Consider the following 24,976-nt stretch of genomic DNA (forward strand, 5'->3'; position numbering starts at 1 on the left):
CGGGCTACAGTCGCACGCGCCGCAGCCGCAGGGCATTGGCGATCACCGACACCGAACTGAAGCTCATGGCAGCGGCGGCGATGATCGGTGACAGCAGCAAACCGAATGCGGGATACAGCACGCCGGCGGCGACAGGCACGCCCAGCGAGTTGTAGATGAAGGCGAAGAACAGATTCTGGCGTATATTGCGCATGACCGCGCGACTGAGCCGGCGCGCCCGCACGATGCCGCGCAGGTCCCCCTTGACCAGGGTCACGCCGGCGCTCTCCATGGCAATATCGGTGCCCGTGCCCATGGCGATGCCGACATGGGCCTGGGCCAGCGCCGGGGCGTCGTTGATGCCGTCGCCGGCCATGGCCACCATGCGGCCCTCGGCCTGCAGTTTCTTGACCACTTCCACCTTCTGTTCGGGCAGCACCTCGGCCTCGACGCGATCGATGTTCAGCTTCCGTGCGACGGCCTCGGCGGTGGTCCGGCTGTCCCCCGTGAGCATGACGATCTCCAGCCCTTCCCGGTGGAGATCGGCGATGGCCTCGGGCGTGGTGGGCTTGATGGGGTCGGCGACGCCCAGCAGGCCGGCGGCACGGTCGTCGATGGCGACAAACATCACCGTTTGACCCTCGCCCCGCAACCGTTCTGCAACCGCCGGCAGATCACCGAAGTCGATACCCAGATCGGCCATCAGCCGCGCATTGCCCAGTGCCACCCGCCTGTCCCCGACGGTTCCGTTGACACCCTTGCCCGTGATGGCCTCGAATTCATTCGGCGACGAGAGTTCCAGCGCACGCGCCTCGGCCCCGCGAACGATCGCCGCCGCCAATGGATGCTCGCTGCCTCGCTCCAGGCTGGCTGCCAGGCGCACCAGCGCCTGTTCCTCGAAACCCTCGGCGGGCGTCACGCTGACCAGTTCCGGATGCCCTTCGGTCAGGGTCCCGGTCTTGTCCACCACCAGCACATCGACCTTGCGCATGATCTCGAGCGCGGTGGCATCCTTGAACAGCACGCCCATGGTCGCGCCCTTGCCGGTACCGACCATGATGGACATAGGCGTCGCCAGGCCCAGAGCGCAGGGACAGGCAATAATGAGTACGGCGACGGAATTGACGATGGCGTGGGCGAGTCTGGGCTCGGGCCCGATGCTGAACCAGGCCACGAAGGCCACGATTGCGATCAGCACCACGGCCGGCACGAACCAGGCCGAGACCTGATCGGCCAGCTTCTGGATGGGCGCGCGCGAGCGCTGTGCCTCGCTCACCATGCGCACGATCTGCGACAGCAGGGTATCGGCACCCACCTTCTCGGCACGCATGAGCAGGCTGCCATTGCCGTTGATGGTGGCGCCGATGACGGTATCGCCCGGCTGCTTCTTCACCGGCAGGGGCTCACCGGTGACCATCGACTCGTCGACGGTGCTGCTGCCCTCGAGCACGGTGCCGTCCACCGGAATCTTTTCTCCGGGACGCACCCGGAGGCGGTCGCCGACCTGGACCTTGTCCAGTGGCATGTCCTCTTCGCGGCCATCCTCGCGGACGATACGGGCGGTACTGGGCGCCAGCCCCAGCAGCATCTGGATAGCGGCGCTGGTTCGCGATCGTGCCCTCAACTCCAGCACCTGCCCCAGCAGCACTAGGGCCGTGATCACGGCGGCCGCTTCGAAGTACACCGAGACGGTCCCGTCATCATGTCGCATGCTGGGCGGGAACAGTTGCGGCGCGATCAGGGCCACCACGCTGTAGGTCCAGGCGACCGCCACGCCGAGGCCGATCAGGGTGAACATGTTCAGGTTCCAGGTCACCACGGACTGCCAGCCACGGACGAAGAAGGGCCAGCCACCCCAGAGCACCACAGGCGTGGCGAGCGCGAACTCGATCCACTGGACCGTTTTCATGGAAAGACCGGACGGCAACCACTGCGGCGCCAGGTCCGCCACCATGGCCAGCACGAACACGGGCAGGGCGAGGACCGCACCCACCCAGAAGCGCCGGGTCATGTCGATCAGCTCGGGATTCTCCTCGACCTCCGCCGTGACGGTGCGAGGTTCCAGCGCCATCCCGCACTTGGGACAGTTCCCCGGATGGTCCTGCACCACCTCGGGGTGCATGGGACAGACGTATTCGGTCTTGACCGCGGGCTGCGGCGCCGTTTCCGGCTCCAGCGCCATACCACACTTGGGACAGGTGCCCGGCCCCTTCTGCCGCACCTCCGGGTGCATGGGACAGGTGTAGATGGTTTCCACGTCGATGCCGCAGACATCGCCTTCGCAAGGCGCCCGTTCGCTGTCCGTTTCGCCATCCGTCGACGACGCACCCACCGAGGGTCGGCCTGTGGCATGCCCCGCACCGCCGGACTTCGGCAGGTAGCGTTCGGGATCCTCGGAAAACTTGTGCTGGCAGCTCTCGCTGCAGAAGTGGAAGGTCACACCCGAATGATCCAGCTTCCAGGGCGACTCCTCTCCGACCTCCATGCCGCAGACCGGGTCCTGCCATGGCGGTCCGGCATAGATCCCGGGATTGCTGTTGAATTTCTCCAGGCAGGACTCGGAACAGAACAGGTAATTGCGCCCGGCATGTTCCGCCCGCCAGGGTGAGTCATCCGCGACCTGCATACCACAAACTGGGTCTTTCGCCATGTTCAGCTCCTTGTTCTTGTCCCTGGATATTTCGACTCAGGAACCGGGCTCCACCAGTGGCGCTCGGGTCCGTATCCGGTAAACCTGCTGGACCGGGAGGATGGCGACGATGCCATCGCCGGCCTCGCCTGTCGCGGCCTCTTCCATGATTGCCTGCGCAAGGCGCTCGGCGCGATCGGCACGGGTAAAGATCTCCACGCGCGCATGGTTCACCAGCCAGTCCTTGTTGAAAAAATCCTTCAGCTCTCCACATCCGCGCACTTCGGTGACGGACATGCCGCGGGCACCTTCCGCGGTCACCCGCTCCTCGATGCGTTCCAGCTTCTCCGAACGAACGATTGCAGTCACCTTGGCATAATTCATGAGGGTCTCCTGTTCGACCGTTATATTCAGCACCAGCTCGCCTCGCCGGCCGCGGGATTGCGAAGCAACTCCCGAACATTCGCTTCGATGACGCTGTACCCGAGGTTGCCGTACAGCCGCTGGCGCCCGTCGTTCAGCACCATCGTTGGACTGCCCTGCACCGCGTGTAGTTCCCGATCGGACAGATCCCGGAACAGTGCCGCCTGGGCCTCGCCGGACTCCATCGCTTCCCGCAAAGGCTCCACGGCAAGGCCCTGCTCGCGCGCAATGGCATCCAGCACCCGACAGTCCGACACATCCCTGGCCTCGGCAAAGAAGGCCTCCCGCACGGCCCAGTCCAGCCGCTCCGCCTGCTCGGGAGACGTCACGATCTGGGCGGTCTTGAGATAAAGGTGGGCATTGGCGGAGATGACCGGCCGCACGCTATCCCAGACTGCGGGATTCAGCACCACGTGCTGCCAGCCGGCCGCAATCCCGCGCACATGCGCCCTGAAGTTCTCGAAGCCCTCGTCGTCCCCATACCCATGCGCGCGCACGCGGCCCTGCGCAGCGGCAAACACCTGGAGATAGCGGAACCGTATCCTCACCTGCGGACCGAAGGTTTCCCGCAACTGCTCGATTCTGGGCCTGGCCCCATAGGCCCAGATGCAGAGCACATCGGTGAAGTAGTCGATGACGACCTGCTTCATCCCCGACTCAGCCCCCGTTTCTGCGCAGCAGCAGAACGACCACCACGATCAGCAGGATCAACAGCAGCCAGCCGCCGCCATGGCTCCAGCCCCAGAAACCCCATCCCGCCGTTCCGTCATGCATGACTTGTCTCCGCATTTGTGCCCGGCCCGCAGGATGCGCGGGCCGGGCGTGCACCTTACTCTTCCATCATGCGCATCTGCTCGCGCTGGTGCTGCATCATCTGCTCCATCATGTGCTGCATCATGTCCATGCGCCTCTGCATTGCATCCATGCGACCCATCATGTCATCACCGGATGCCTTGTCGCCGCCCATCATGCCGCGGTCTGTATTTCCCATCATGCGCATGCCCTCCATCATCTGATCCATGTGCTCGCGCATGAGCTGGCGGTGGCGGTCAGGGTCGCGGGTGGTCCGGGCCTCGTCCATGAGCTGTTGCATGCGCGACATCCGGTCTTCCATGCCCATGCCTTCAGCCATGTGGCCAGTGCGGCCGGCATCCTGACCGGACATCATCCGGCCCGACATGCCACCACCCATGCCGGCCGCCCAGGCCTGCGCCGTGACAAACAGGGAAATCCATGCGAGCTGCTTCAGCTTCATCGTCACACTCCTTGATCTGACACCTTGTTTCAGGACCCGGCGCCGGACTCGGCAACGAGCCGGCGCAACTCGGACTCGGTGGGCTGACCGGAATACATCAGGCGGCCATCCACCACGATGTTCGGGGAGTGCCGGATGCCCAGACGCTCGGCGAGTTCCGGCGCCTCCTCGATGAAGACGACTTCGTAGGGCACGCCCAGATCCTGCAGCTCGCGCTCCAGATTGGGGCGGTGGCTGCAACTTCGGGTACACACGACTTGCACATTCATTCGTGGCTCTCCTTTTTCTCGGCTTCAGTTGCTCTCCTGCAGGAATTTCAATACGTCCCGGGTGTCCTGCCCTGTCAGGCCACCACGGATGCGCATGTGGAAGACGATGGGCCGCCACAGGTCATCGCGGAATTCCCGGGGGTCACGGGCGTTGTGACAACGTGTACAGTTGTTGACCCAGACCTGCGCACCCCGCGCGAAATCGCCCTCCATGTCCTTCACGTTCTCCGCGGCCAGCGCCGGCAGCGCCGATACCGACACCATCAACAGGCTGCCCAGGCCCAAGACAAGGTTTCGAATCTCGGTTTTCATCTCGTGTCTCCTCAGAATCCGTAGGCCATCTGCACCATCAGGCTGTCATCGTCGGACGGCGCGCCCGACTGCCCGTCGTTGAACTCGTAGGCGATCTTGGCAACCACCTGGGGCGCAAAGAGGTAGTTCAGGCCGACCGCCCATTGCTTCTGGTCTTCGGAGGCGTGAGGCGAGTCGAAGTCCGTATAGCGGAGCACCGCCTCGAACTTGCTGGGGGTAAGCTTGTAGGCCGCCTGCGCATACCATGAAGACCAGGTCGCCGAACCCGTTGCGGTGGCCCCGCCCGAGTTGTCGGCACCCACATGGCTGCGGATGTACTCGCTGCGCACGTTGAGCGCGCCCCAGTGCCAGTTCAGGTCGGCACCCAGCACACGGTAGTCGCGCGCCGCCTGTTGGGTCGCGGTATCGGTCCCATCGAGTCGGGTGACCGCAATCCTGCCGGAAGCCAGCGAAAGACCCAGTTCGAGATCCTTCGAGGGCAGCAGGCCGAAACGCCCGCCCCAGACCTTCTGGCCGTCGGCATCACGGGTCCGCCCCTCGGCCATGATGCCTTCGAGTTCCACTTCGCCGTCCTCGGTCACGGCCTCGAGTTCGGGGCCGTTGGCAACATAGAGGGCATAGTTGGCCCTCATGTCTCCCAGCGGGAAGCCACCGCGTACCTGCAGGCCGGTGTCCGATGCGGGGGCAGCGCCGTCATGGCCGAATCCGGGCGGGGCGGAGGGCAGCTCGTTGATCCAGCTCGGGTGGAAGTTCTGCCGGAACTGGCCCAGGGGACTCAGGAACTTGCCTGCCACCAGGATCGCATAGTCGTTGAGCACCAGGTCCAGGGTGAGATATTCCAGCGCGACCTCGGTCTCGCCGTCGGCGGTGTTGGAGAACTCGAGTTCCGACTCGAGGATCATCAGGTCCTTGTACTGGTAATGAAAGATGGGCGAGAACTGCACCTGGTCGAAACGCCCCCGGGCATTCTCGTTGTCAGTGTAGCCGACGGAACCGTAACCGGCCAGGTGCACCACCGAGGCGGCATTTTTCCACTCGGAATGGACCTTGGTGACGTCCTTGACCTCGGACTTCACGGCGGCGGTCTCCTTCTGCTGGGCCTCGAGCTGGGTCTGGATGGCCTGTAGCTGCCGCTGCAAGGCCTCGACCTGCTGCCTGAGCGCCTCGACATCGGTCGCGGCCGATGCGGACAATGGCAGCAGCGCTGAGACCGCCGCGGCAATCAGGGTTCGTGCGTGATGCTGAAATAGGTGTTTCATTGCGGTTTCCTCCGATTTCCGGTGACGTGGCAGTCGGGCATTCCGATCACGAGGGCTGGAAGGCCGGCACTGCCCGGAATCATCGATCCATGACGCGGGGTGACGGGCACCCGATCCGTACAGGGGTTGTTTGCGACCGCGAGCGGTCGTCGGAGGTCAAGCTTTTGGAGGATGGAAGGGCGGCGCAGTGATAAAACCGTCAGGATGACGCGCAAAAATGATTTCCCACTGCACCAGGGGCAGCGCAAAAGTGGCCGGCGGCAGCGGTGGCATGGCCGTGTTCAAATGTGCGGACGTGCAGCCACCGGCGCAGTCGCTCTGATGGAAAAATACGTTACAGCAGCAACAGCTCGCGTCAGAAGACAGCCTGGCCTCCGCCCGCGCCTCAGCAACATGGTCGCAGTCGGACATGCCGACGCTCGCCATCCCGTCGGTCTGGGTCCGGCTGGGCTGGGCATAGCCAGCCAGTGGCAGCACGCCCAGCGCACAGACCAGCCAGGTGACCAGCAGGTGCCGGAAACGAGTCATGGCCGATGGGCGGCGGGGGTTCATGGCTGATGGACTTTCCCTGGACTGACGCAACCTCGATGGGTGCAGTATGAACACCCTGATCGAGGCCCGTCTTGATCCCGGTCAAGAAAAAGCCGAACAATTCCCACACAAAACAAGCAGTATAATGCAAGAGCGCTCGCTGAGCATATTCCGTGGCCCGCGGCGAAAGATCTCAGTGATGCCCGCCGCATTTGCCCTCGTTGGCCTTCATGTGTTCGGTGCCGCACTTGCCCTCCGGCATGCTCTTCATGGCTTCCGGCTTTTCGGCCTTTTCAGCCTCTGCGGTATCCGCATCGGCCTTGCCGGCCTTGTTGTGATGGCAACTGTCGCCCCGCTCGCCGTCGGCGCTCGCAACCTGGATCGCCGGTCCGACTGGTTCGGCGGAAAACAGCGTGTCCGCCTGGGCGCCGCCGGTGGCCAGCAGGCCCGCGAGGGTGAGCACGAGGGTTTCGTTGGAAATCGAGGATTTCATGGTGTACTCTTGTCAGTTTGGGTGAAGGGGAACCCGCTGCCTCAGCGGCGGCGGGACTTCTGGTCGATCCGGTACCAGCCCTGGTAGGCCGGCTCGGGCCACAGCGATTGCAGCCAGCTCAGGATGGCGTCGATGTCGGCATCGCTCAGCCGGTCGCCCCAGCCGGGCATGTCGCTCTGGCGGGGATCGCGGCCGTGTTTGACGATCTGGTGCAATTGGCGCCAGGGATGGTGCCAGGCGTGACCGCTGCCGTTCAGCGGCGGTGGCCGAAAGCGCCCGTCCGGACGCCGCTCGCGCCATTGCGGGTCGCCCTCGGCATCGGCGCCGTGGCAGGCCGCGCAGTGCTGTGCATAGAGGTTGCGTCCGCGCTCCAGCACCGCGGTGTCATAGACCCGGGGCGGCGCCTGGCTCGCCGTCAGCGGCTCCACGGCCCCGGCCTCCTCCGGCCGCTCGCAGCCCGCGAGCAGCAGCGGAAACACCAGAAGGGACAGCAAGCGTCTCGCTGTCATGCCGCACCACCTCCGCGGCGGATGGTCCAGCCGCGCCAGATCAGGAAGGCCGCCGGGATCACCAGCAGCGTCAGGATGGTGGCGCTGACCATGCCGCCGACCATGGGCGCGGCGATGCGGCGCATCACCTCCGACCCGGTGCCGCCGCCGAGCATGATGGGCAACAGACCGGCGATGATCGCCGCCACCGTCATCATGATCGGACGGATACGCAGCAGGGCACCCTCGATCACCGCCTGGCGCAGCTCGTTCATGTCCACGACACGCCGCTCCTCCAGCGCCCTCTCGTGGTGACGGCGGTAGGCCTGGTTGAGATAGACCAGCATCACCACACCGATCTCGACCGCCACGCCGGCCAGCGCGATGAAACCCACACCCACGGCCACCGACATCTCGTAGTGCAACCAGTACATCAGCCAGATACCGCCGACCAGCGCCATCGGCAGGGTAGCCATGATGATCAACACCTCCGCCATGCGCCGGAAATTCAGGTACAGCAGCAGCACTATGATGGCGATGGTGACCGGCACCACCAGCGAGAGTCGCTCCTTGGCGCGTTCCATGTACTCGTACTGCCCGGACCAGCCGATGGAATAGCCCGGCGGCAGATCGACCATGGCGGCCACCGCTGCCTTGGCCTCCTCCACATAGGAACCAAGATCCCGGCCGGCGATGTCCACGTAGATCCAGCCGTTGGGACGCGCATTCTCACTCTTGATCAGCCCCGGACCCTCGGTGACATAGATCCTGGCCACGTCCTCGAGGGCGATATGCTGGCCGCCGGGCGTAACGACAGGCAGCGCCTTGAGCTTTTCCACCGAATCACGCACATCACGCGGATAGCGCAGGTTGACCGGATAACGTTCCAGGCCTTCGATCGACTCGGTCACCTTCATGCCGCCCACCGCGGTGCTTACCACCTCCTGTATGTCAGCAATGTTGAGCCCGTAGCGCGAGGCCGCCTCGCGATCAATCTCGACCATGGCATAGCGGCCGCCGGCGACGCGCTCGGAAAAGGCGCTCACCGTACCCGGAATTGCCTTGACCACATTCTCGATCTTTTCGCCAATCTCCTGGATCACGGCCAGGTCGGGACCGGCGATCTTGATGCCCACGGGCGTCTTGATGCCGGTGGCCAGCATATCAATGCGGGTCTTGATCGGCGGCGTCCAGGTATTGGCCAGGCTGGGCACCTTGACTACCCGGTTGAGTTCTTCCTTGATCTTCTCGATGGTCATGCCCTCGCGCCATTCCTCGTGCGGCTTGAGCAGGATGGTGGTCTCGATCATGGTCAGCGGCGCCGGGTCGGTGGCCGTCTCGGCGCGGCCGATCTTGCCGAACGCGCGTTCCACCTCGGGCACTGACATGATGAGCTTGTTGGTCTGCTGCAGGATCTGTTGGGCCTTGCCTATGGACAGTGCCGGGAAGGTGGTGGGCATGTAGAGCAGGTCGCCCTCGTCCAGTGGCGGCATGAACTCGGATCCGATCTTGTCCTTGAGCGGATACCAGCCGGCCAGCGGCCAGACCATGGAGGCTGTTGCCAGCACCGCTGCCAGAATCACGATCCAGGGCATGCGCAGCACCCAATCGATCAGCGGGCGGTAGCCGGCGATCAGTAGACGGTTCACGGGGTTCTTGTCTTCGGAGACGATGCGTCCGCGGATGAAGTAACCCATGAGCACCGGTACCAGGGTAATGGACAGGCCGGCCGCCGCCGCCATGGCGTAGGTCTTGGTGAAGGCCAACGGCGCGAACAGGCGGCCTTCCTGGGCTTCCAGTGTGAACACCGGCAGGAAGCTCAGGGTGATGATGAGCAGGGAGAAGAACAGCGCCGGACCCACCTCGGCCGAGGCCCTGGCGATAATCTCCCAACGGTTCTCGTCGGTGACCCGTTCGTGCTCGAAGTGCTTGTGCACATTCTCGATCATGACAATGGCCGCATCGACCATGGCGCCGATGGCGATGGCGATGCCACCCAGGGACATGATATTGGCATTGATGCCCTGGGCGTGCATGACGATGAAGGCCACCAGGATGCCGATCGGTAGACTGATGATGGCCACCAGGGCCGAGCGCATGTGGAACAGGAACACGGCACAGACCAGAGCCACGACCAGGAATTCCTCGATCAGCTTGCCCTGCAGGGTCTTGACGGCGCGTTCGATCAGGCTGGAGCGGTCGTAGGTAGCGACAATCTCCACGCCCTCCGGCAGACTGCGCTGGAGTTCGGCCAGCCGTTCCTTGACCCCGTGGATGGTGGCCAGTGCGTTTTCTCCCCAGCGCATGATCACCACGCCGCCCACCACTTCGCCCTCGCCATCGAGTTCGGCAATGCCGCGCCGCAGTTGCGGACCCAGGCGGATTTCGGCGACGTCCTCCAGGCGTACCGGCGTACCGTGCCGGTTCAGCCCAAGCGGTATCTTCTTCAGGTCTTCGATGCCCTGGATGTAACCCGTGGCACGCACCATGTACTCGGCCTCGGCCATTTCGATCACCGAGCCGCCGACCTCCTGGTTGGCGCGCTGGATAGCCCGCTTCACCTTGGCCAGCGGCAGGCCATAGGCACGCAGGCGGTCGGGATCGACGACCACCTGGTACTGTTTGACCATACCACCGACGGTGGCGACCTCGGCCACGCCGGGCACGGTTTGCAGTTCGTACTTCATGAACCAGTCCTGCAGGCTGCGGAGCTGGGCGAGATCGTGCGTTCCGGTGCGGTCCACCAGCGCGTACTCGAACACCCAGCCGACACCGGTGGCATCCGGTCCCAGTGCCGGCGTGGCGGCGGCCGGCAGCCGGCTCTGCACCTGGCTGAGGTATTCCAGCACCCGGGACCGCGCCCAGTACAGGTCGGTGCCATCCTCGAACAGGATGTACACATACGAGTCCCCGAAGAAGGAATAGCCACGTACCACTGTTGCCTTGGGCACCGACAGCATGGTGGTGGTCAGCGGGTAGGTCACCTGATCCTCGACCACCTGCGGCGCCTGGCCGGGATAGGAGGCCTTGATGATCACCTGCACGTCGGACAGGTCCGGGATGGCATCCAGCGGCGTCACCTTGACGGCATAGATACCCCAGCCGGTGAGAATCAGGGTCAGCAGCAGCACCAGGAAGCGGTTGCCGATCGACCAGCGAATGATGTTTGCGATCATGTCCGCCCCCGCTACTCGCCGCCAAGCACCTGGATGCTGTCGATGCGATAAACCCCGTCATCGCCCGGTACCAGCGTGAAATAGACGCGCTGACCCGCTTGCAGGCCCTCCAGGCTCGCCGTGTCCGTCAGCGCGAAGTCCATGGTCATCGCCGGCCAGCCCAGCGCCTCGATGGGCTCGTGCGCCAGGGTGAGCTTGCGCGCCTCGGCCATCACGGCCTCGACGGCGCCCATACCGGTAACCGGTTGCGGCTCGCCCATGCGATGGATCTGGGTGATGACCCAGCCCGAGTCCTGTTGCTCGAGGGTGAAGTGGATTTCCTCGCCGGCTTCGAGCCCGGTGATGTCCACGCCCTCGGCCACCAGGAAGTCCATGGTCATCGCCGGCCAGCCCAGCGCCTCGATGGGCTCGTGAGTCAGGTTCAGCTTGCCACTGGCGGCGTCCACTGCCTCGACCCGGCCCTGTCCGGTGACCGGGCCGTCCTGTGCCGCCCGCGCGTCCCCACCTTGCAAGCGCTGGATGCTGCCCTTGATGCTGGCCTCGGAATCGATCAGGAACTGGCCGGAGGTCACCACCGTCTCGCCTTCATCGAGGCCGGCGAGGATCTCCACCCAGTCGCCCGACTCCATGCCGGCCCGTACCTCGCGGGCGGTAAACTTGCCTTCGCCGAGCGCGATGATAACCCGCTCCATGTCGCCGGTGCGGATCAGTGCCTCGCGCGGGATCATCAGCACATCGTCCTTCGGACCGGCATAGACGCGCGCATTGGCGTACATCTGCGGCTTGAGCGCCTCGTCGGGGTTGTCGAAGCGCAGGCGTGCGCGCAGGGTACGACTCTTGGGGTCGACGGTGGGGTAGACAAACTCGACCTCGCCCTCCCAGACCCTTCCCGGCAGATAGGGCAGGCTTACCTCGGCCGGCTGGCCGGCCGCCACCCAATTGGCCTGGCGCTCGAACACGTCGACCAGCAACCAGACGCTGGAGAGGTCCGCGAGCGTCATCACCTCCGTCTTCGGCGTCACATACATGCCCTCGCGCACGCGCAGATTGGCAACGATGCCATCCTGGCTGGCACGCACCCGCACCAGTTGCGCGGCGCGCCCTGTTCGCGCGATCTCGCGGATCTGGTCGGGCGCCATGCCCAGCGCGATCAGGCGCTCGCGCGAGGCGCGGACCAGGTATTCGCTGTTGGCGCGGTGGGCCTGGAGGTATTCCTCCTGGGCGTTGACCAGGTCGCGGGAATAGACCTCGAACAGCACCTGTCCCTTTTTCACCCGCTCGCCGTCGGACTTGACATACAGGCGATCGATCCAGCCGTCGGTCCGCAGATGCACATGACTGATCCGTCGTTCGTCGTAGTCGACGTAACCGACGGTCTTGATCATCCGCCACAGCCGCCCGCGTTCCACCTTTGTGGTGCGCACGCCGAGGTTCTGTACCACTGCGGGGTCGATCTTGACGACATCGCCCGCGCCCGCCTCGTCCGCGTACACGGGCACCAGATCCATGCCCATGGGCGACTTGCCGGGCTTGTCGCGGCGGTAGTTGGGGTCCATGGGCGCGACCCAGTAGAGGATCTCGCGCTCGCCTTCGGCCGCGGCGTTGCCTTCAGCGGACTCGCCGCCACCGTCGGGGCCGCCCGCCGGCTGCAGATACATGCCGATGCCGACTCCGGCCGCCAACAGGACCGCGGCGCCCATCCAGTTGCTGACCTTCATGATCTTTCCCCCTTGAGATAGAGCAGCCGGACGGCGGCACGGGCGCGGTCCACACGCAGCTTGAGGGCCATCAGGCGGCTGTCGAGTTCGGTGAGCCGGGCACGCATCAGCCCGGTGAAATCGGTGACATCGTTCTGGTAGGCAGTCAACGAGGCCTCGGCATTCTGGATCGCCTCGGGCACCACCTTCCGGTCATACAGTTGCACGCGTTCGTCCAGGCGCTGCCATTCCGCCCAGACCGCCTCCAGACGACGGGTCAGATCGCGCAGCAGATCCTCGCGCGACAGGCGCTCCGCTGCCAGCGCCTCGCGGCGCGCGGCCAGCACACGGTCCTGGCGCTTGCCGGTGAACAGCGGCACGTCCAGCGACACCATGGCAGAGAGGAAATCGGCGCGATCCGAGCCGTTGGGATTGTTGCCGACGCGGTCGCCATAGGTGACATCGACCATCCAGCCCGGCTTGTACTTCTGGCGGGCGATGTCGGTATCCAGTTCCCCGGCCTCGACCCGGCGCCCGGCAGCGATCAGCAGCGGATGCTCGTCGAGCCGCGCGCGCAGCTCCGCGAGCGGTGGCGGCGGCGAGAACACCGGCAACATGGCCGGCAGGTCGCGCGCGGCCTGCGGACCGATCAACCGGGCCAGCGCCGCGCGCGCCGTTTCCTCCGCGGTGCGAATGCGGGTGCGGCGATCATCGAGCAGGCCCAGCTCGACACTGGCGCGCAACACGTCCTGCTGGTTGCGTCGCCCGGCAGCATAGTGGGCACGGGTGACCTCCAACAGTTGTCGGAAGAGTTCCCGGCTTTCGTCCACGATCCGGCCCGCGGCCACCTGGTACCAGACATCCAGCCAGGCCAGTCGCAGGTCACGTTGCACGCGCAGGCGCTGGTCCGCAGCGCGCGCGGCGCTGGCCTCGGACAGAACCCGGGTACGGGCCTCGCGCAACGCCAGGGTGCGGCCCGGCGGGAAGGCCTGCTGCACACCAACCTGCAACTGGGTCATGGCCTCCTGGCTGCGACTGAAACTGTCGGTGGGCAGATTCATGAGGCCCAGTTTCACCCGAGGATCGGGCAACTGGCCGGCGGCTACCGCCGCCTCGCGCAAGGCGCGCGCGCGGGCCTCGAGGCCGGCGGCGCTGACGTCATGTTCCAGCGCCAGGCGCTCGGCCTCGGCCAGTTCGAGCACCGGCACCTCCGCACGCAGCGAAGCGGCCAGTGCCATGCAGACGATCAGGGTCGGGGCGCGCAGCCCCCGTGGAATGGACATGCCTTTCTCCTTTCGAGCAAACCGCAGAAGGTACGGGGCCGATCAGGAGTCCGGTCTAATCCAGGAAGACGCAGTATTGCAAATGCAGGGGAGGACGGGAGGGCGGAGACCGGTCGGCACAGACCGGGGCGCCTCGCACGACCGGGTGCGGCGCGGTGACGGCAGGTTCGAACTGCCGTGGCACGATCGTCAGAAGGTTGGCCGCCGCCAGCAGCTGCGGCTCGGCCGTCGACGCGGCCGGCTTGAGCACGCAGCCGGCGTGCAGACAGGGGTCGGCAGATTCCTCGCAACAGCCATGCTGCATCGCGGGGGCATCATGGCGGTGTTCCATCACATGACCGCCACGCGCATCGGTTTCCGATACCGACATGGCCTGGCATACGCCGGCGACGGCTGACAGCCAGCCGAGCAGCAGCACGCCGAACAGACTGCGCGCGAGCCAGTGCCGATGTTGCCGAAGACGATGCATAGCAGTTTTGTCCCGTCCAGGAACGGAAAGTTCCCTCCAGTGTACGCCCATCCTGTCCGCATTAGAATCCCGAGGGCCAGCCCGCATATGCACCAGAGGGCAAGGCACTGCTCAGCCCTGCCCGGTCAGGCGCCGCTGCGCCTCGCGATACTTCTCGGCGGTGCGCCGGATGATCTCGGGCGGCAGCCGCGGCCCCGGCGGCGTCTTGTCCCAGTCCAGCGTCTCCAGGTAGTCGCGCACGAACTGCTTGTCGAAGCTGGGCGGACTGATGCCGGGCCGGTACTGGTCGGCAGGCCAGAAGCGGGAGGAGTCGGGCGTGAGCACCTCGTCGATCAGCACCAGGCGGCCGTCCTCGTCGAGGCCGAACTCGAACTTGGTGTCGGCAATGATGATGCCGCGCTCGCGGGCATACTCGGCGGCATCGGCGTAGATGGCAAGGCTGACCTCCCGCACCTGGGCGGCCAGCTCCGACCCGAGCAGGCGCTCGGTCTCGGCGTAGTCGATGTTGATATCGTGGTCGCCGACCGCGGCCTTGGTCGAGGGCGTGAACAGGGGTTCCGGCAGGCGATCGGCCTGCCGCAGGCCGGGGGGCAGCCGGATGCCGCACACCGAGCCTGTGGCCTGATAGTCCTTCCAGCCCGAACCGATCAGGTAACCGCGCACGATGGCCTCCACCGGCAATGCCTTGAGACGGCGCACGATCATGGCGCGGCCCTCGACCTGGGCGCGCGCCTCCGGGTCGGGAAGGACTTCCTCCAGCGTCAGCGCGGCGAGATGATTGGGCACTCTGTCCCGCAGCCGCTCGAACCAGAAGCGGGAGATGGCCGTGAGCACCGCGCCCTTGCCCGGTATCGGGTCCGGCAGCACCACGTCGAAGGCCGACAGCCGGTCGGTGGTGACCATCAGCAGGTGGTCCTCGCCTACCTTATATATATCCCGAACCTTGCCGCGCGCCAGCAGCGGCAGGCTGTCGATCCGGGTTTCGTACAGGACATCCAGCATGGCTCTCACTCACCGGGCGGAAGGGGATGCGTATTCTAACCCGCATCTTCCACCGGGGCGGAAGCGGGCATCGGCGGAACTTCCCGGGCCACGGTGTCCGAACGCGGAGCGCACCGAGGCGCAGAGGCCGCAGAACCTTGAAATATATTCTGCTCAGAACCGTAGGATGGGCAAAGGCCTGCAAGGCCGTGCCCATCATCGGGCCGCTCTGCATGCATGATGGGCACGCCGCTGCGCGGCTTTGCCCATCCTACGCCCGCTGCCTCCTGGCGTTGCCCCGGATTCCGGCCCTGCGGAGGAGGGGCCGATTACCCCGGACACCGCGCCATGGTATCATTCAGCGTTTCCGTTTTCGGAACAACGGGTTGAAACGATGAACAAGACGCCCAGGGTCGGCGTGGTGATGGGCAGCAACAGCGACTGGCCGGTGATGGAACAGGCCGTGCAGATGCTGGAACGCTTCGACATCCCGCACGAGGCCCGCGTGGTCTCCGCCCACCGCACCCCCGATCTGCTGTTCGAGTACGCGGCCAGCGCCCGCGAACGCGGCCTGGCCTGCATCATCGCCGGCGCCGGCGGCGCCGCCCATCTGCCCGGCATGCTGGCCGCCAAGACCACGCTGCCGGTGCTGGGCGTGCCGGTGCCCTCGCGCTACCTCAAGGGCACCGACTCGCTGCTGTCCATCGTACAGATGCCGAAGGGTATCCCGGTCGCGACCTTCGCCATCGGCGAGGCCGGAGCGGCCAATGCCGGCCTGTTCGCGGCCAGCCTGCTGGCGGTCGAGGATGCAGCGCTGGCCGAGCGGCTGGCGGCCTACCGTGCCGAACTCGAACAGATGGTCCATGACATGACCCTGCCGCCGGCATGATGATCCTGCCCGACGCGACCCTGGGTGTGCTCGGCGGCGGCCAGCTCGGCCGCATGTTCACCCTGGCCGCCCACGCCATGGGCTATCGTGTCGCCGTGCTCGACCCGGACCCCCACAGCCCGGCCGGCATGCTGGCAGACCAGCACATCGCCGCCGACTACCGCGATCACGCCGCGCTGCAGATGCTGGGCGACGAATGCGCGGCCGTCACCACAGAGTTCGAGAACGTGCCCGCCGAGAGCCTGGATTTCCTCGCCCGGCACTGTCCGGTACGCCCCGGTGCCGAGGCGGTGCGCATCGCCCAGGACCGGATCGCCGAAAAGAGTTTCGTCCGCGACCACGACCTGGCCACCGCACCCTTCGTGGCCGTGTACGAGGCCGGCGACATCGAGCAGGGCTTCTCCGAACTCGAACCGCCCATGCTGCTCAAGACCGCGCGACTGGGCTACGACGGCAAGGGCCAGATGGAGGTCAATACCCTGGACGAGGCGCTGGCGGCCTTCGGGCAGTTCGGCAACCCGCCCTGCGTGCTCGAGGAACGGGTCGAGCTGGCCGCCGAGGTGTCGGTGATCCTGGCCCGGGGCCTGGATGGCGAGACGGCCGTCTACCCGGTGGGCGAGAACCACCATGTCGGCGGCATCCTGGACACCACCCTGGTCCCGGCGCGCATTCGCCAGGAGACGGCGGACGAGGCCGTGGACATGGCCGCCCGCCTGGCCGACGGCCTCGGCTACTGCGGCGTGATGGCGGTGGAATTCTTCATCACTGCGCAGGGTGCGCTGCTGATCAACGAGATCGCCCCGCGCCCGCACAACAGCGGTCACTACACGCTGGATGCGAGTCTCACCTCCCAGTTCGAACAGCAGGTACGCTGCCTGTGCGGGCTGCCGCCGGGCGACAGCCTGCTGCTGTCACCGGTGGTGATGGTGAATCTGCTCGGCGACCTCTGGGCAGATCGCGCGCCGCGCTGGGAACGGCTGTTCCGCCAGCCGCAGGCCAAGCTGCACCTGTACGGCAAGCGCCACGCCCGGCCGGGCCGCAAGATGGGGCACTTCAACGTGCTTGCACCCGACCTCGACCAGGCCATCGGAATCGCGGAACGGATTCGCGCCGAGTTGTGAAATACGTCCCGCGCTGTCCTTTACGACAGCGCGGCACCAAACGCGGAGAATAGCGAGGCGCAGAGGGCAGCGGGGGATTTGGGGCGTGCGCCTTGCAACGCCATGCTCCCTGTAGTCGGCGTCCTGCCCCGCCGGTCCGGTTGACGGGCACGGCCTTCATCCCTCCTTGCGCGCCATGGCCACCGTGTACTGGCGGCCCTGCTTGACCTTGTCGTAGTTGCCGAAGATGTTCTTCAGCTCGCGCTCGAACAGCCGCCGCAGGCCGGTGATGGAGACCAGCCAGATGCGACCGCCGGGCACCATGCGCCGGCAGGCGTCATGCAGCATCAGGGTCAACAGCTCCCGGCCCACCTTGGCCGGCACATTGGAAACCACCAGATCGAGCGGCGCCTCGGGCACCTGGTCGAAGCCGTTGCTCAGCATTGCGCGGGCATTGCGGATACCGTTGCGTTCGGCATTGGCGTTGGCATAGTCGACGGCGACGAAATCCTTGTCCACCATCAGCACCTCGCCACGCGGCGCCAGCCGCGCCAGGGTCAGGCCCAGCGCGCCATAGCCGCAGCCGAGATCCAGGCAGCGGTCCGAGGGGTCGACCTCCAGGTGGTCGAGCAGCAGGCGGGTTCCGGCATCAATTTCACGGGGCGAGAACAGGCCCCAGGTGGCATGGAATTCCAGCCGCTGCCCGCGCAGGGTTTCGCTGAACACCCGGTCCTCGCGCAGCCGCGCGATGGCCGGCTCGGACAGCCCGCCGCAGCCGCCCCCGTCACTCACCCTGCCGACTCCGCAGCCCCCGCCACCATTTCCGTCTCGACCGACATGAATGTCCTCCCCCGTTGCCCGGTTCCAATGGTGCACCTTGTCCGGCGTTGGTGCCAGAATGCCTCCAGGACACTGTGGTTTGTGGCTGCTGTCCGGCAGACCATATCAACAGGTTGTTTTCCAACAGGAATCATCGGATTAAATATTAGAATATTATAATATTTTATCTGCGTTTCAAGAATGCTAATTGGCTCCCGGCAGTCTATTTTTATAGATTGCTGCGTCCTCCTCCACTGGCAACACAACCGGGAACCTTCATGCGCGAATCCAGACCCCTGCACGACCCGCTGTCCAAGGCCGCGGACGAATCGGCCCGCATCGAGGTCAAGAACACGACCTGCTACATGTGTGCCTGCCGCTGCGGCATCCGCGTCACCCTGCGTGACGGCGAGGTCCGCTACATCCAGGGCAACCCCGAGCATCCGCTGAACAAGGGCGTGATCTGCGCCAAGGGCGCATCCGGCATCATGAAACAGTATTCGCCGGCGCGGCTGACCAAGCCGCTCAGGCGCAAGGAAGGCGCCGACCGCGGCGACGGCGAATTCGAGGAGATCTCCTGGGACGAGGCCTTCGCCATCATGGAGGAGCGACTGAAGAAGATCCGCGCCACCGACCCGAAGAAGTTCGCGCTGTTCACCGGCCGCGACCAGATGCAGGCGCTCACCGGCCTGTTCGCCAAGAACTACGGTACCCCCAACTATGCCGCGCACGGCGGCTTCTGCTCGGTCAACATGGCCGCCGGCATGATCTACACCATCGGCGGCTCTTTCTGGGAATTCGGCGGCCCCGATCTGGAACGATCCAAGCTGTTCGTGATGATCGGCACCGCCGAGGACCATCACTCCAACCCGATGAAGATCGAGCTGTCGAAGTTCAAGCGCCGCGGCGGCAAGTTCATTTCGATAAATCCCGTGCGCACCGGCTATTCGGCCATCGCCGACGAATGGATCCCGATCAAGCCCGGCACCGACGGCGCGCTGTTCCTGGCGCTGATCCACGAGATCATCAACCAGGGTCTCTATGACCGCGACTTCCTGGTGCAGTACACCAACGCCGCAGAGCTGGTGAACATGGACGAGAACAGCACCGAATACGGCATGTTCGTGCGCTTCGAGGTACCGCCGGAGGAAGGCTGCTTCGACCCGCAGAACAAGCTGTGGTGGGATCGGGAACTGAATCGCCCCATCTCCACCCACACGCCGGGTGCCGACCCCTATCTGCTTGGCGAATTCCGCCTCGACGACGGCACCCCGGTCAAGCCGTCGTTCCAACTGCTGGTGGACCGAGTCAAGGAATACACCCCGGAATGGGCGGCCGAGATCACCGGCATCCCGGCCGACACCATCCGCCGCCTCGCGCATGAAATGGGCATTACCGCACGCGACGAGAAGATCGAGCTGCCGATCTCCTGGACCGACACCTGGGGCAACGAGCACGAATCGGTCACCGGCAACCCCGTGTCCTTCCACGCCATGCGCGGTCTGGCCGCCCATTCCAACGGCTTCCAGACCATTCGCGCCATGTCGATCCTGATGTCCATACTCGGCACCATCGACCGCCCCGGCGGCTTTCGCCACAAGGCCCCCTTCCCGCGACCCATCCCGCCCTGCCCCAAGACGCCGACCGGTCCCGAGGGCGTGAAGCCGAATACCCCGCTGGACGGCATGCCGCTGGGCTGGCCGGCCGACCCCGATGACCTGTTCGTGGACGACAAGGGCGAGCCGGTGCGCATCGACAAGGCTTTCTCCTGGGAGTATCCGCTGGCGGCGCACGGCCTGATGCACAACGTCATCACCAATGCCTGGCGCCAGGACCCCTACCCCATCGACACGCTGATGATCTTCATGGCCAACATGGCCTGGAACTCGAGCATGAATACCGCCGAGGTCCGGAAGATGCTCAACGACAAGGACGAGAACGGCGAGTACAAGATCCCCTTTCTGATCGTCGCCGACGCCTTCGAGTCCGAGATGGTGGCCTACGCCGACCTGGTGCTTCCGGATACCACCTATCTGGAGCGCCACGACGTGATGTCCATGCTCGACCGCCCGATCTCCGAATTCGACGGCCCGGTGGATTCGGTACGGGTGCCGGTGGTGCCGCCCAAGGGCGAGTGTAAGCCCTTCCAGGAGGTACTCATCGAGCTGGGCACACGGCTCAAGCTGCCCGCCTTCGTGCACAAGGACGGCAGCCGCAAGTACCGCAACTATCCTGACTTCATCGTCAACTTCGAGGCGGCGCCCGGCATCGGCTTCCTGGCCGGCTGGCGCGGCAAGGGTGGCGAGAAGTTCATGAAGGGCGAGCCCAACCCCAAGCAGTGGGAAATGTACGAGAAGAACAACTGCGTCTTTCACTACGAGCTGCCCAAGTCCTACCAGTACATGCGCAACTGGAACCAGGGCTACCTGGAGTGGGCGCAGAACCATCGCCTGACCCGCTATGCGGAGCCGATCAACATCCACATCTATTCGGAGATCCTGCAGAAGTTCCGCCTGGCCGCGCAGGGCAAGAATCCCGGCGGGCGCACGCCGCCGCCGCATCTGCGCAAGCGCATCGAGACCCACTTCGATCCACTGCCCTTCTACACGCCACCGCTGGAAGCCGAGCTGACGGATCTGCACACCTATCCGCTCAACGCGGTGACCCAGCGCCCCATGGCCATGTACCACTCCTGGGATTCCCAGAATGCCTGGCTGCGGCAGATCCATACCTACAACTTCCTGCATGTAAATCCCGAGACCGCGCGCAATGCCGGCATCGAGGACGGCGGATGGATGTGGGTCGAGTCGCCGCATGGCAAGGTCCGCTGCCTGTGCCGCTACTCCGAGGCCGTGGAACCCGGCACCGTGTGGACCTGGAATGCGATCGGCAAGGCCTCCGGCGCCTGGGGGCTGGACCCGGACGCCAACGAGGCACGCAAGGGCTTCCTGCTCAACCACCTGATCAGCGAGGAACTGCCCGCTCACGAGGCCGGCGAGCATGTCTCCAACTCCGACCCGGTGACCGGACAGGCCGGCTGGTACGATGTGCGCGTGCGCATCTATCCCGCCGAGGCCGGCGAACCCCCGGTCAGCTCGCCGCAGTTCGAGCCCATGAAACCACTGCCGGGACAGGACACCAGTCTCAAGGGCCGTGTGCTGGCCTACTTCGCGGGGCGCATGAAGAAGCGCGCCTGAAGCCATGCCCAGGCGCCGACGCGCCCCTGCGTTGATACGGAGCTATACAAGATGACTCAACTCGCTTTGGTAATCGATCTCAACGTCTGCGTGGGCTGCCATGCCTGCGTCACAAGCTGCAAGGAATGGAACACTTCCGGGACTGCCGGACCCATGTCCGACTTCAACCCCTATGGCGCCGATCCCACCGGCACCTTCTTCAATCGCGTACAGACCTTCGAGGTCGGCTGTTTCCCGAACACGGAAACGGTCCACTTCCCCAAGAGCTGCCTCCACTGCGAGGACGCGCCCTGCGTGCCGGTGTGCCCCACCGGCGCCAGCTACAAGCGCGAGGAAGACGGCATCGTGCTGGTGGACTACGACAAGTGCATCGGTTGCAAGTACTGCAGCTGGGCCTGCCCCTATGGCGCCCGCGAGCTGGACGAGCAGCAGAAGGTGATGAAGAAGTGCACCCTGTGCGTGGACCGCATCTATGACCAGACGCTGCCCGAGAACGAGCGCCGTCCCGCCTGCGTCATGGCCTGCCCGACCAACGCCCGCCTGTTCGGCGACGTGCATGACCCGGATTCCGAGGTCTCGGTGGCCATCCGCGAACGGGGCGGCTATCAGCTGATGCCGGAATGGGGCACCAAGCCGGCCAATCACTATCTGCCACGGCGCAAGACCCGCATCGAGATTCACGAGGATGAACTCGAGCGCGTGGACAACCCGCTGAAGAAGGAGAAGGTGCATCCGGATCGGATCATCGACGAGCCGACCCTGGACGACGTGAGCACCTTCTGAACGATCATGCCGTCGGCCACCGGTGGTTCACCGCCAGTGGAGCCCTCCTGAATCGCGCAACCCGGTTCCACAGCCGGTGACCGACGGCACCCAACTGGACGCACGCACGACCCACGGGCACGGCAGCCCCGGGCGAGTGAAACCTGGAACACTGGAGTCATCATGCATCCTGCATTCTCAGTCATCTTTCTGACCACTCTCATCGGGGTCGGCCAGGGTCTGTTCCTGGCGCTGTACACCGGCGAACTCTATTCCGTGGTCAAGGTTCTGCCGACTCAGGCCAACCCGAACTTCTACGGTTTCGGCAGCCTGCTGTCACTGGCCTTCCTGGGCCTGGGCCTGTTCGCCTCCTTCTTCCATCTCGGCCATCCGGAACGCGGCTGGCGCGCCATCGCCCGCTGGCGCACCTCCTGGCTGTCCCGCGAGGTGATCGCGCTGCCTGCTTTCATGGGCACGGTGGCCGCCTATGGCCTGGTGCACTACACGGGCTGGAACCCGGTGTTCGTCGAGATCGGCGCGCAGGGCGACATTGCCGTCGACCTGTCTCTGCTGCTGGGCGCGCTGGGCACGCTGCTGTGCTTCGCACTCTTCATCTGCACCGGCATGATCTACGCCGCCATCAAGTTCCTGCAGGAATGGGCCACACCCCTGACCGTGATCAACTTCATCCTGCTGGGCTCGGCTTCCGGCTTCACCCTGGCCGCGGCCTACGCGGCCTACCTGGAACCGGGCATGCTCAGGTTCTATGGCGGCTGGGCCATCTTTCTCACGTTGCTGGCATTCATCACCCGTACCGCCAGCCTGATCCGCAATGGCCGCATCAAGTACAAGTCCACCGTGCAGACCGCCATCGGCGTGCGTCACACGCGCGTCGTCCAGAAGGCTCAGGGCAGCATGGGCGGTTCCTTCAATACCCGGGAGTTCTTCCATCACAAGACGCCCGGGTTCGTGAACGGGATGAAATGGCTGTTCCTGGTGTTGGTGTTCGCCGTGCCCGTGGTGTTGCTGGCCATCGGCCTCAAGGTACCGGCGGCGGCTGCCCTGGCGCTGGCGTTCGTGGCCCAGTACCTGGGGCTGATTGCGGAACGCTGGGTGTTCTTCGCCCAGGCCAATCACCCGCAGAACCTCTACTACCAGACAGTCTGAGGCGGCGAAGGGGGTGCTCGACGCCCCCTTCGCTTTTGACTCCGGTCAATTCATTCCCCTGCGCGCCGTCCTATTGTTGCGCCGTGGAACCGCGACTATAGTGAAGCCATGAGCAGCCTGCTGACAGACCGCTTCGGCCGCAACATCGAGTACGTCCGCCTGTCGGTGACGGATCGTTGCGACCTGCGCTGTTTCTACTGCATGCCGCGCGGCTTCCGTGACTTCGAGATTCCGGAACACTGGCTCTCCTTTGACGAGATCGAGCGCGTTATCGGCGCCTTTGCCCGCCTGGGCACACGGCGCGTGCGCCTGACCGGCGGCGAACCGCTGGTGCGACACGGACTCCCCGATCTGGCCCGGCGTCTGGCGGCCCTGCCGGGACTGGAGGATCTGTCGCTGAGCACCAATGCCACCCGGCTGGCCCGCCATGCCGAGGCCCTGCGCGCGGCCGGCATCCAGCGCATCAATGTCAGCCTGGACTCGCTGGTACCCGAAACCTTCCGCCAGATCACCCGGGGCCGGCTGGACAAGGTACTCGACGGCCTGATGGCCGCCCGAGCGGCCGGTTTCCGGCCCATCAAGATCAACATGGTGGTGATGAAGGGTATCAACGACCATGAAGTCGAGGACATGGTCGAGTTCTGTCTGGAGCATGGCTTCACGCTGCGCTTCATCGAAACCATGCCCATGGGCGATACCGGGCGCAATGCCAGTGACCGCTACCTGGATCTGCGCGAGGTACGCGCGCGACTGGCCCGGCGCTTCGAACTGTTGCCGGGCGTCATGCCGGGAGGCGGGCCTGCGCGCTATGTGCAGGTGGCCGGCACCGAGCTGCGCATCGGTTTCATCACCCCCATCTCCCAGCACTTCTGCGACACCTGCAACCGGGTGCGGCTGTCCGTGGATGGCACGCTTTACATGTGCCTCGGCCAGGAGCACCGCTTCGAACTGCGCCCCCTGCTGCGGAGCGGCTGCACCGACACAGAGCTGGAACAGGCGATCCGCGACGCCATCAATCTCAAGCCGGAACGCCACGAATTCACCGAAAAGCCGGAAAAAATCCTCCGCTTCATGTCGATGACCGGGGGCTGAGTCCCGCTGCCGAAGCGCCTTTGGCCCGCATGTCTTCACGGCGGGACCCGCGCCTTGCGGGCGCCATTACATGTCGCCCACGGTTGCGGTCGGCAATTCCTCGCGCATGTCCGGCAGCTCGTGGGCAATACCCTTGTGGCAATCGATGCAGGTCTTGCCCTCCTCCAGGCCCTTCGAATGCCGCGCTACCGCACGCCGTCCCTGGTAGGTGAAGTCCATGGATTCATAGTCATGGCAATTGCGGCATTCCCGGGAATCGGTTTTCTTCATGGAGTCCCAGACATGACGCGCAAGCTCCAGCCGCTTGGCCTCGAATTTCTCCCGGGTGTCGATGCTCCCCATCACCTTATGGAACAGCTCGTTGGAGGCCTGGATCTTGCGAATGACCTTGTGCGTCCATTCCTTGGGCACGTGGCAGTCCGGGCAAGTGGCGCGCACGCCAGTGCGGTTGTTGTAATGGATGGTCTTCTTGTATTCCTCGTAAACGTTGTCACGCATTTCATGGCAGGACACGCAGAAGACCTCGGTATTGGTCGCTTCCATGGCCGTATTGAAACCACCCCAGAAAATGATGCCGGCCACGAAGCCCACCACCAGCACACCACCGAGAGAATAGGTGGCCGATGGACGCCGCAGGGCGGACCATATACGGGACAGCAGCCCCTGCTTGCCTGTATTGTCTGACATGGTGCGGTTCCCCTTTCGA

At 65.1% G+C, this 24,976-nt stretch carries 23 protein-coding genes; 6 read left to right on the plus strand and 17 right to left on the minus strand.

Annotation, left to right across the window (positions count from 1 at the left end):
- Positions 1-4: 4 nt before the first annotated feature.
- From MVF76_RS10125 to MVF76_RS10195, 15 genes are all read right to left on the minus strand, one after another.
- Entirely contained in the window at positions 5-2,629 is a 2,625-nt protein-coding gene (locus MVF76_RS10125) for a heavy metal translocating P-type ATPase (protein ID WP_297528732.1), read from the minus strand.
- 36 nt (positions 2,630-2,665) lie between these two features.
- Positions 2,666-2,992 (minus strand): P-II family nitrogen regulator, encoded by a 327-nt coding sequence (locus tag MVF76_RS10130; RefSeq protein ID WP_297528734.1) that lies wholly within the window; start codon positions 2,990-2,992, stop codon positions 2,666-2,668.
- Positions 2,993-3,018: 26 nt separating this feature from the next.
- Positions 3,019-3,681 carry a DsbA family oxidoreductase gene (locus MVF76_RS10135; RefSeq protein ID WP_297528735.1) on the minus strand — a complete coding sequence of 221 codons (663 nt, stop codon included), beginning with the start codon at positions 3,679-3,681 and terminating at the stop codon, positions 3,019-3,021.
- A gap of 179 nt (positions 3,682-3,860) precedes the next feature.
- Positions 3,861-4,286, minus strand: coding sequence for a hypothetical protein (locus MVF76_RS10140; protein ID WP_297528737.1), 426 nt, complete (start codon positions 4,284-4,286; stop codon positions 3,861-3,863).
- A 29-nt stretch (positions 4,287-4,315) separates the two neighbouring features.
- Entirely contained in the window at positions 4,316-4,555 is a 240-nt protein-coding gene (locus tag MVF76_RS10145; RefSeq protein ID WP_297528739.1) for a glutaredoxin family protein, read from the minus strand.
- Positions 4,556-4,579: 24 nt separating this feature from the next.
- Positions 4,580-4,867, minus strand: a complete 288-nt coding sequence (locus MVF76_RS10150; protein ID WP_297528741.1) for a c-type cytochrome — start codon at positions 4,865-4,867, stop codon at positions 4,580-4,582.
- An 11-nt stretch (positions 4,868-4,878) separates the two neighbouring features.
- A complete protein-coding gene (locus MVF76_RS10155) occupies positions 4,879-6,126 on the minus strand; it encodes a porin (protein ID WP_297528743.1) in 1,248 nt (415 codons plus the stop codon).
- Between the two features lie 156 nt (positions 6,127-6,282).
- Complete coding sequence (locus tag MVF76_RS10160) at positions 6,283-6,678, minus strand: hypothetical protein (RefSeq protein ID WP_297528745.1); 396 nt, start codon at positions 6,676-6,678, stop codon at positions 6,283-6,285.
- 172 nt (positions 6,679-6,850) lie between these two features.
- A complete protein-coding gene (locus tag MVF76_RS10165; protein ID WP_297528747.1) occupies positions 6,851-7,150 on the minus strand; it encodes an HvfA family oxazolone/thioamide-modified RiPP metallophore in 300 nt (99 codons plus the stop codon).
- 41 nt (positions 7,151-7,191) lie between these two features.
- Positions 7,192-7,659: a c-type cytochrome gene (locus tag MVF76_RS10170; RefSeq protein WP_297528749.1), complete on the minus strand. Its 468-nt coding sequence runs from the start codon at positions 7,657-7,659 to the stop codon at positions 7,192-7,194.
- Positions 7,656-10,814: an efflux RND transporter permease subunit gene (locus MVF76_RS10175; protein ID WP_297528751.1), complete on the minus strand. Its 3,159-nt coding sequence runs from the start codon at positions 10,812-10,814 to the stop codon at positions 7,656-7,658. Before MVF76_RS10175 ends, MVF76_RS10170 begins: the two co-directional genes overlap by 4 nt.
- Before the next feature lie 11 nt (positions 10,815-10,825).
- Positions 10,826-12,532, minus strand: coding sequence for an efflux RND transporter periplasmic adaptor subunit (locus MVF76_RS10180; protein WP_297528753.1), 1,707 nt, complete (start codon positions 12,530-12,532; stop codon positions 10,826-10,828).
- Positions 12,529-13,794 carry a TolC family protein gene (locus MVF76_RS10185; protein ID WP_297528755.1) on the minus strand — a complete coding sequence of 422 codons (1,266 nt, stop codon included), beginning with the start codon at positions 13,792-13,794 and terminating at the stop codon, positions 12,529-12,531. Before MVF76_RS10185 ends, MVF76_RS10180 begins: the two co-directional genes overlap by 4 nt.
- A 55-nt stretch (positions 13,795-13,849) precedes the next feature.
- Entirely contained in the window at positions 13,850-14,263 is a 414-nt protein-coding gene (locus MVF76_RS10190; protein WP_297528757.1) for a hypothetical protein, read from the minus strand.
- Positions 14,264-14,374: 111 nt separating this feature from the next.
- The gene (locus tag MVF76_RS10195) at positions 14,375-15,265 is read right to left on the minus strand and encodes a phosphoribosylaminoimidazolesuccinocarboxamide synthase (RefSeq protein ID WP_297528759.1); all 891 of its coding nucleotides are present in this window, start codon (positions 15,263-15,265) and stop codon (positions 14,375-14,377) included.
- A gap of 373 nt (positions 15,266-15,638) precedes the next feature.
- Here MVF76_RS10195 and purE point away from each other — a divergent pair, with 373 nt between their 5' ends.
- Together purE and MVF76_RS10205 are read left to right on the plus strand one after the other, a co-directional pair.
- Positions 15,639-16,133 (plus strand): 5-(carboxyamino)imidazole ribonucleotide mutase, encoded by a 495-nt coding sequence (gene purE, locus MVF76_RS10200; protein WP_297528761.1) that lies wholly within the window; start codon positions 15,639-15,641, stop codon positions 16,131-16,133.
- Positions 16,133-17,254 (plus strand): 5-(carboxyamino)imidazole ribonucleotide synthase, encoded by a 1,122-nt coding sequence (locus MVF76_RS10205; protein ID WP_297528883.1) that lies wholly within the window; start codon positions 16,133-16,135, stop codon positions 17,252-17,254. Before purE ends, MVF76_RS10205 begins: the two co-directional genes overlap by 1 nt.
- A 156-nt stretch (positions 17,255-17,410) precedes the next feature.
- Here MVF76_RS10205 and MVF76_RS10210 read toward each other — a convergent pair whose 3' ends face one another.
- Positions 17,411-18,025, minus strand: coding sequence for a class I SAM-dependent methyltransferase (locus MVF76_RS10210; protein ID WP_297528763.1), 615 nt, complete (start codon positions 18,023-18,025; stop codon positions 17,411-17,413).
- A 305-nt stretch (positions 18,026-18,330) separates the two neighbouring features.
- On the opposite strand from MVF76_RS10210, the gene MVF76_RS10215 reads away from it, so the two are divergent.
- From MVF76_RS10215 to moaA, 4 genes are all read left to right on the plus strand, one after another.
- Entirely contained in the window at positions 18,331-21,249 is a 2,919-nt protein-coding gene (locus tag MVF76_RS10215; protein WP_297528765.1) for a molybdopterin oxidoreductase family protein, read from the plus strand.
- Positions 21,250-21,300: 51 nt separating this feature from the next.
- Complete coding sequence (gene soeB, locus MVF76_RS10220) at positions 21,301-22,032, plus strand: sulfite dehydrogenase subunit SoeB (protein ID WP_297528767.1); 732 nt, start codon at positions 21,301-21,303, stop codon at positions 22,030-22,032.
- Positions 22,033-22,194: 162 nt separating this feature from the next.
- Positions 22,195-23,178 (plus strand): dimethyl sulfoxide reductase anchor subunit family protein, encoded by a 984-nt coding sequence (locus MVF76_RS10225; protein ID WP_297528769.1) that lies wholly within the window; start codon positions 22,195-22,197, stop codon positions 23,176-23,178.
- A 108-nt stretch (positions 23,179-23,286) separates the two neighbouring features.
- On the plus strand, positions 23,287-24,270 hold the full coding sequence (moaA, locus tag MVF76_RS10230) for a GTP 3',8-cyclase MoaA (protein ID WP_297528771.1): 984 nt from the start codon (positions 23,287-23,289) through the stop codon (positions 24,268-24,270).
- Positions 24,271-24,336: 66 nt separating this feature from the next.
- Here the strand turns inward: moaA and MVF76_RS10235 are convergent, their stop codons facing one another.
- A complete protein-coding gene (locus tag MVF76_RS10235; protein ID WP_297528773.1) occupies positions 24,337-24,957 on the minus strand; it encodes a NapC/NirT family cytochrome c in 621 nt (206 codons plus the stop codon).
- Between the last annotated feature and the right edge of the window lie 19 nt (positions 24,958-24,976).

Source organism: Thiohalobacter sp., from assembly GCF_027000115.1.
In the GTDB taxonomy this organism is placed as follows: Bacteria; Pseudomonadota; Gammaproteobacteria; order Thiohalobacterales; family Thiohalobacteraceae; genus JALTON01.

Bases quoted from the DNA above. Each gene is read 5' to 3' on its own strand.
- MVF76_RS10125 (WP_297528732.1), bottom strand. From the start codon at position 2,629: ATGGCGAAAGACCCAGTTTGTGGTATGCAGGTCGCGGATGACTCACCC.
- MVF76_RS10130 (WP_297528734.1), bottom strand. From the start codon at position 2,992: ATGAATTATGCCAAGGTGACTGCAATCGTTCGTTCGGAGAAGCTGGAA.
- MVF76_RS10135 (WP_297528735.1), bottom strand. From the start codon at position 3,681: ATGAAGCAGGTCGTCATCGACTACTTCACCGATGTGCTCTGCATCTGG.
- MVF76_RS10140 (WP_297528737.1), bottom strand. From the start codon at position 4,286: ATGAAGCTGAAGCAGCTCGCATGGATTTCCCTGTTTGTCACGGCGCAG.
- MVF76_RS10145 (WP_297528739.1), bottom strand. From the start codon at position 4,555: ATGAATGTGCAAGTCGTGTGTACCCGAAGTTGCAGCCACCGCCCCAAT.
- MVF76_RS10150 (WP_297528741.1), bottom strand. From the start codon at position 4,867: ATGAAAACCGAGATTCGAAACCTTGTCTTGGGCCTGGGCAGCCTGTTG.
- MVF76_RS10155 (WP_297528743.1), bottom strand. From the start codon at position 6,126: ATGAAACACCTATTTCAGCATCACGCACGAACCCTGATTGCCGCGGCG.
- MVF76_RS10160 (WP_297528745.1), bottom strand. From the start codon at position 6,678: ATGAACCCCCGCCGCCCATCGGCCATGACTCGTTTCCGGCACCTGCTG.
- MVF76_RS10165 (WP_297528747.1), bottom strand. From the start codon at position 7,150: ATGAAATCCTCGATTTCCAACGAAACCCTCGTGCTCACCCTCGCGGGC.
- MVF76_RS10170 (WP_297528749.1), bottom strand. From the start codon at position 7,659: ATGACAGCGAGACGCTTGCTGTCCCTTCTGGTGTTTCCGCTGCTGCTC.
- MVF76_RS10175 (WP_297528751.1), bottom strand. From the start codon at position 10,814: ATGATCGCAAACATCATTCGCTGGTCGATCGGCAACCGCTTCCTGGTG.
- MVF76_RS10180 (WP_297528753.1), bottom strand. From the start codon at position 12,532: ATGAAGGTCAGCAACTGGATGGGCGCCGCGGTCCTGTTGGCGGCCGGA.
- MVF76_RS10185 (WP_297528755.1), bottom strand. From the start codon at position 13,794: ATGTCCATTCCACGGGGGCTGCGCGCCCCGACCCTGATCGTCTGCATG.
- MVF76_RS10190 (WP_297528757.1), bottom strand. From the start codon at position 14,263: ATGCATCGTCTTCGGCAACATCGGCACTGGCTCGCGCGCAGTCTGTTC.
- MVF76_RS10195 (WP_297528759.1), bottom strand. From the start codon at position 15,265: ATGCTGGATGTCCTGTACGAAACCCGGATCGACAGCCTGCCGCTGCTG.
- purE (WP_297528761.1), top strand. From the start codon at position 15,639: ATGAACAAGACGCCCAGGGTCGGCGTGGTGATGGGCAGCAACAGCGAC.
- MVF76_RS10205 (WP_297528883.1), top strand. From the start codon at position 16,133: ATGATCCTGCCCGACGCGACCCTGGGTGTGCTCGGCGGCGGCCAGCTC.
- MVF76_RS10215 (WP_297528765.1), top strand. From the start codon at position 18,331: ATGCGCGAATCCAGACCCCTGCACGACCCGCTGTCCAAGGCCGCGGAC.
- soeB (WP_297528767.1), top strand. From the start codon at position 21,301: ATGACTCAACTCGCTTTGGTAATCGATCTCAACGTCTGCGTGGGCTGC.
- MVF76_RS10225 (WP_297528769.1), top strand. From the start codon at position 22,195: ATGCATCCTGCATTCTCAGTCATCTTTCTGACCACTCTCATCGGGGTC.
- moaA (WP_297528771.1), top strand. From the start codon at position 23,287: ATGAGCAGCCTGCTGACAGACCGCTTCGGCCGCAACATCGAGTACGTC.
- MVF76_RS10235 (WP_297528773.1), bottom strand. From the start codon at position 24,957: ATGTCAGACAATACAGGCAAGCAGGGGCTGCTGTCCCGTATATGGTCC.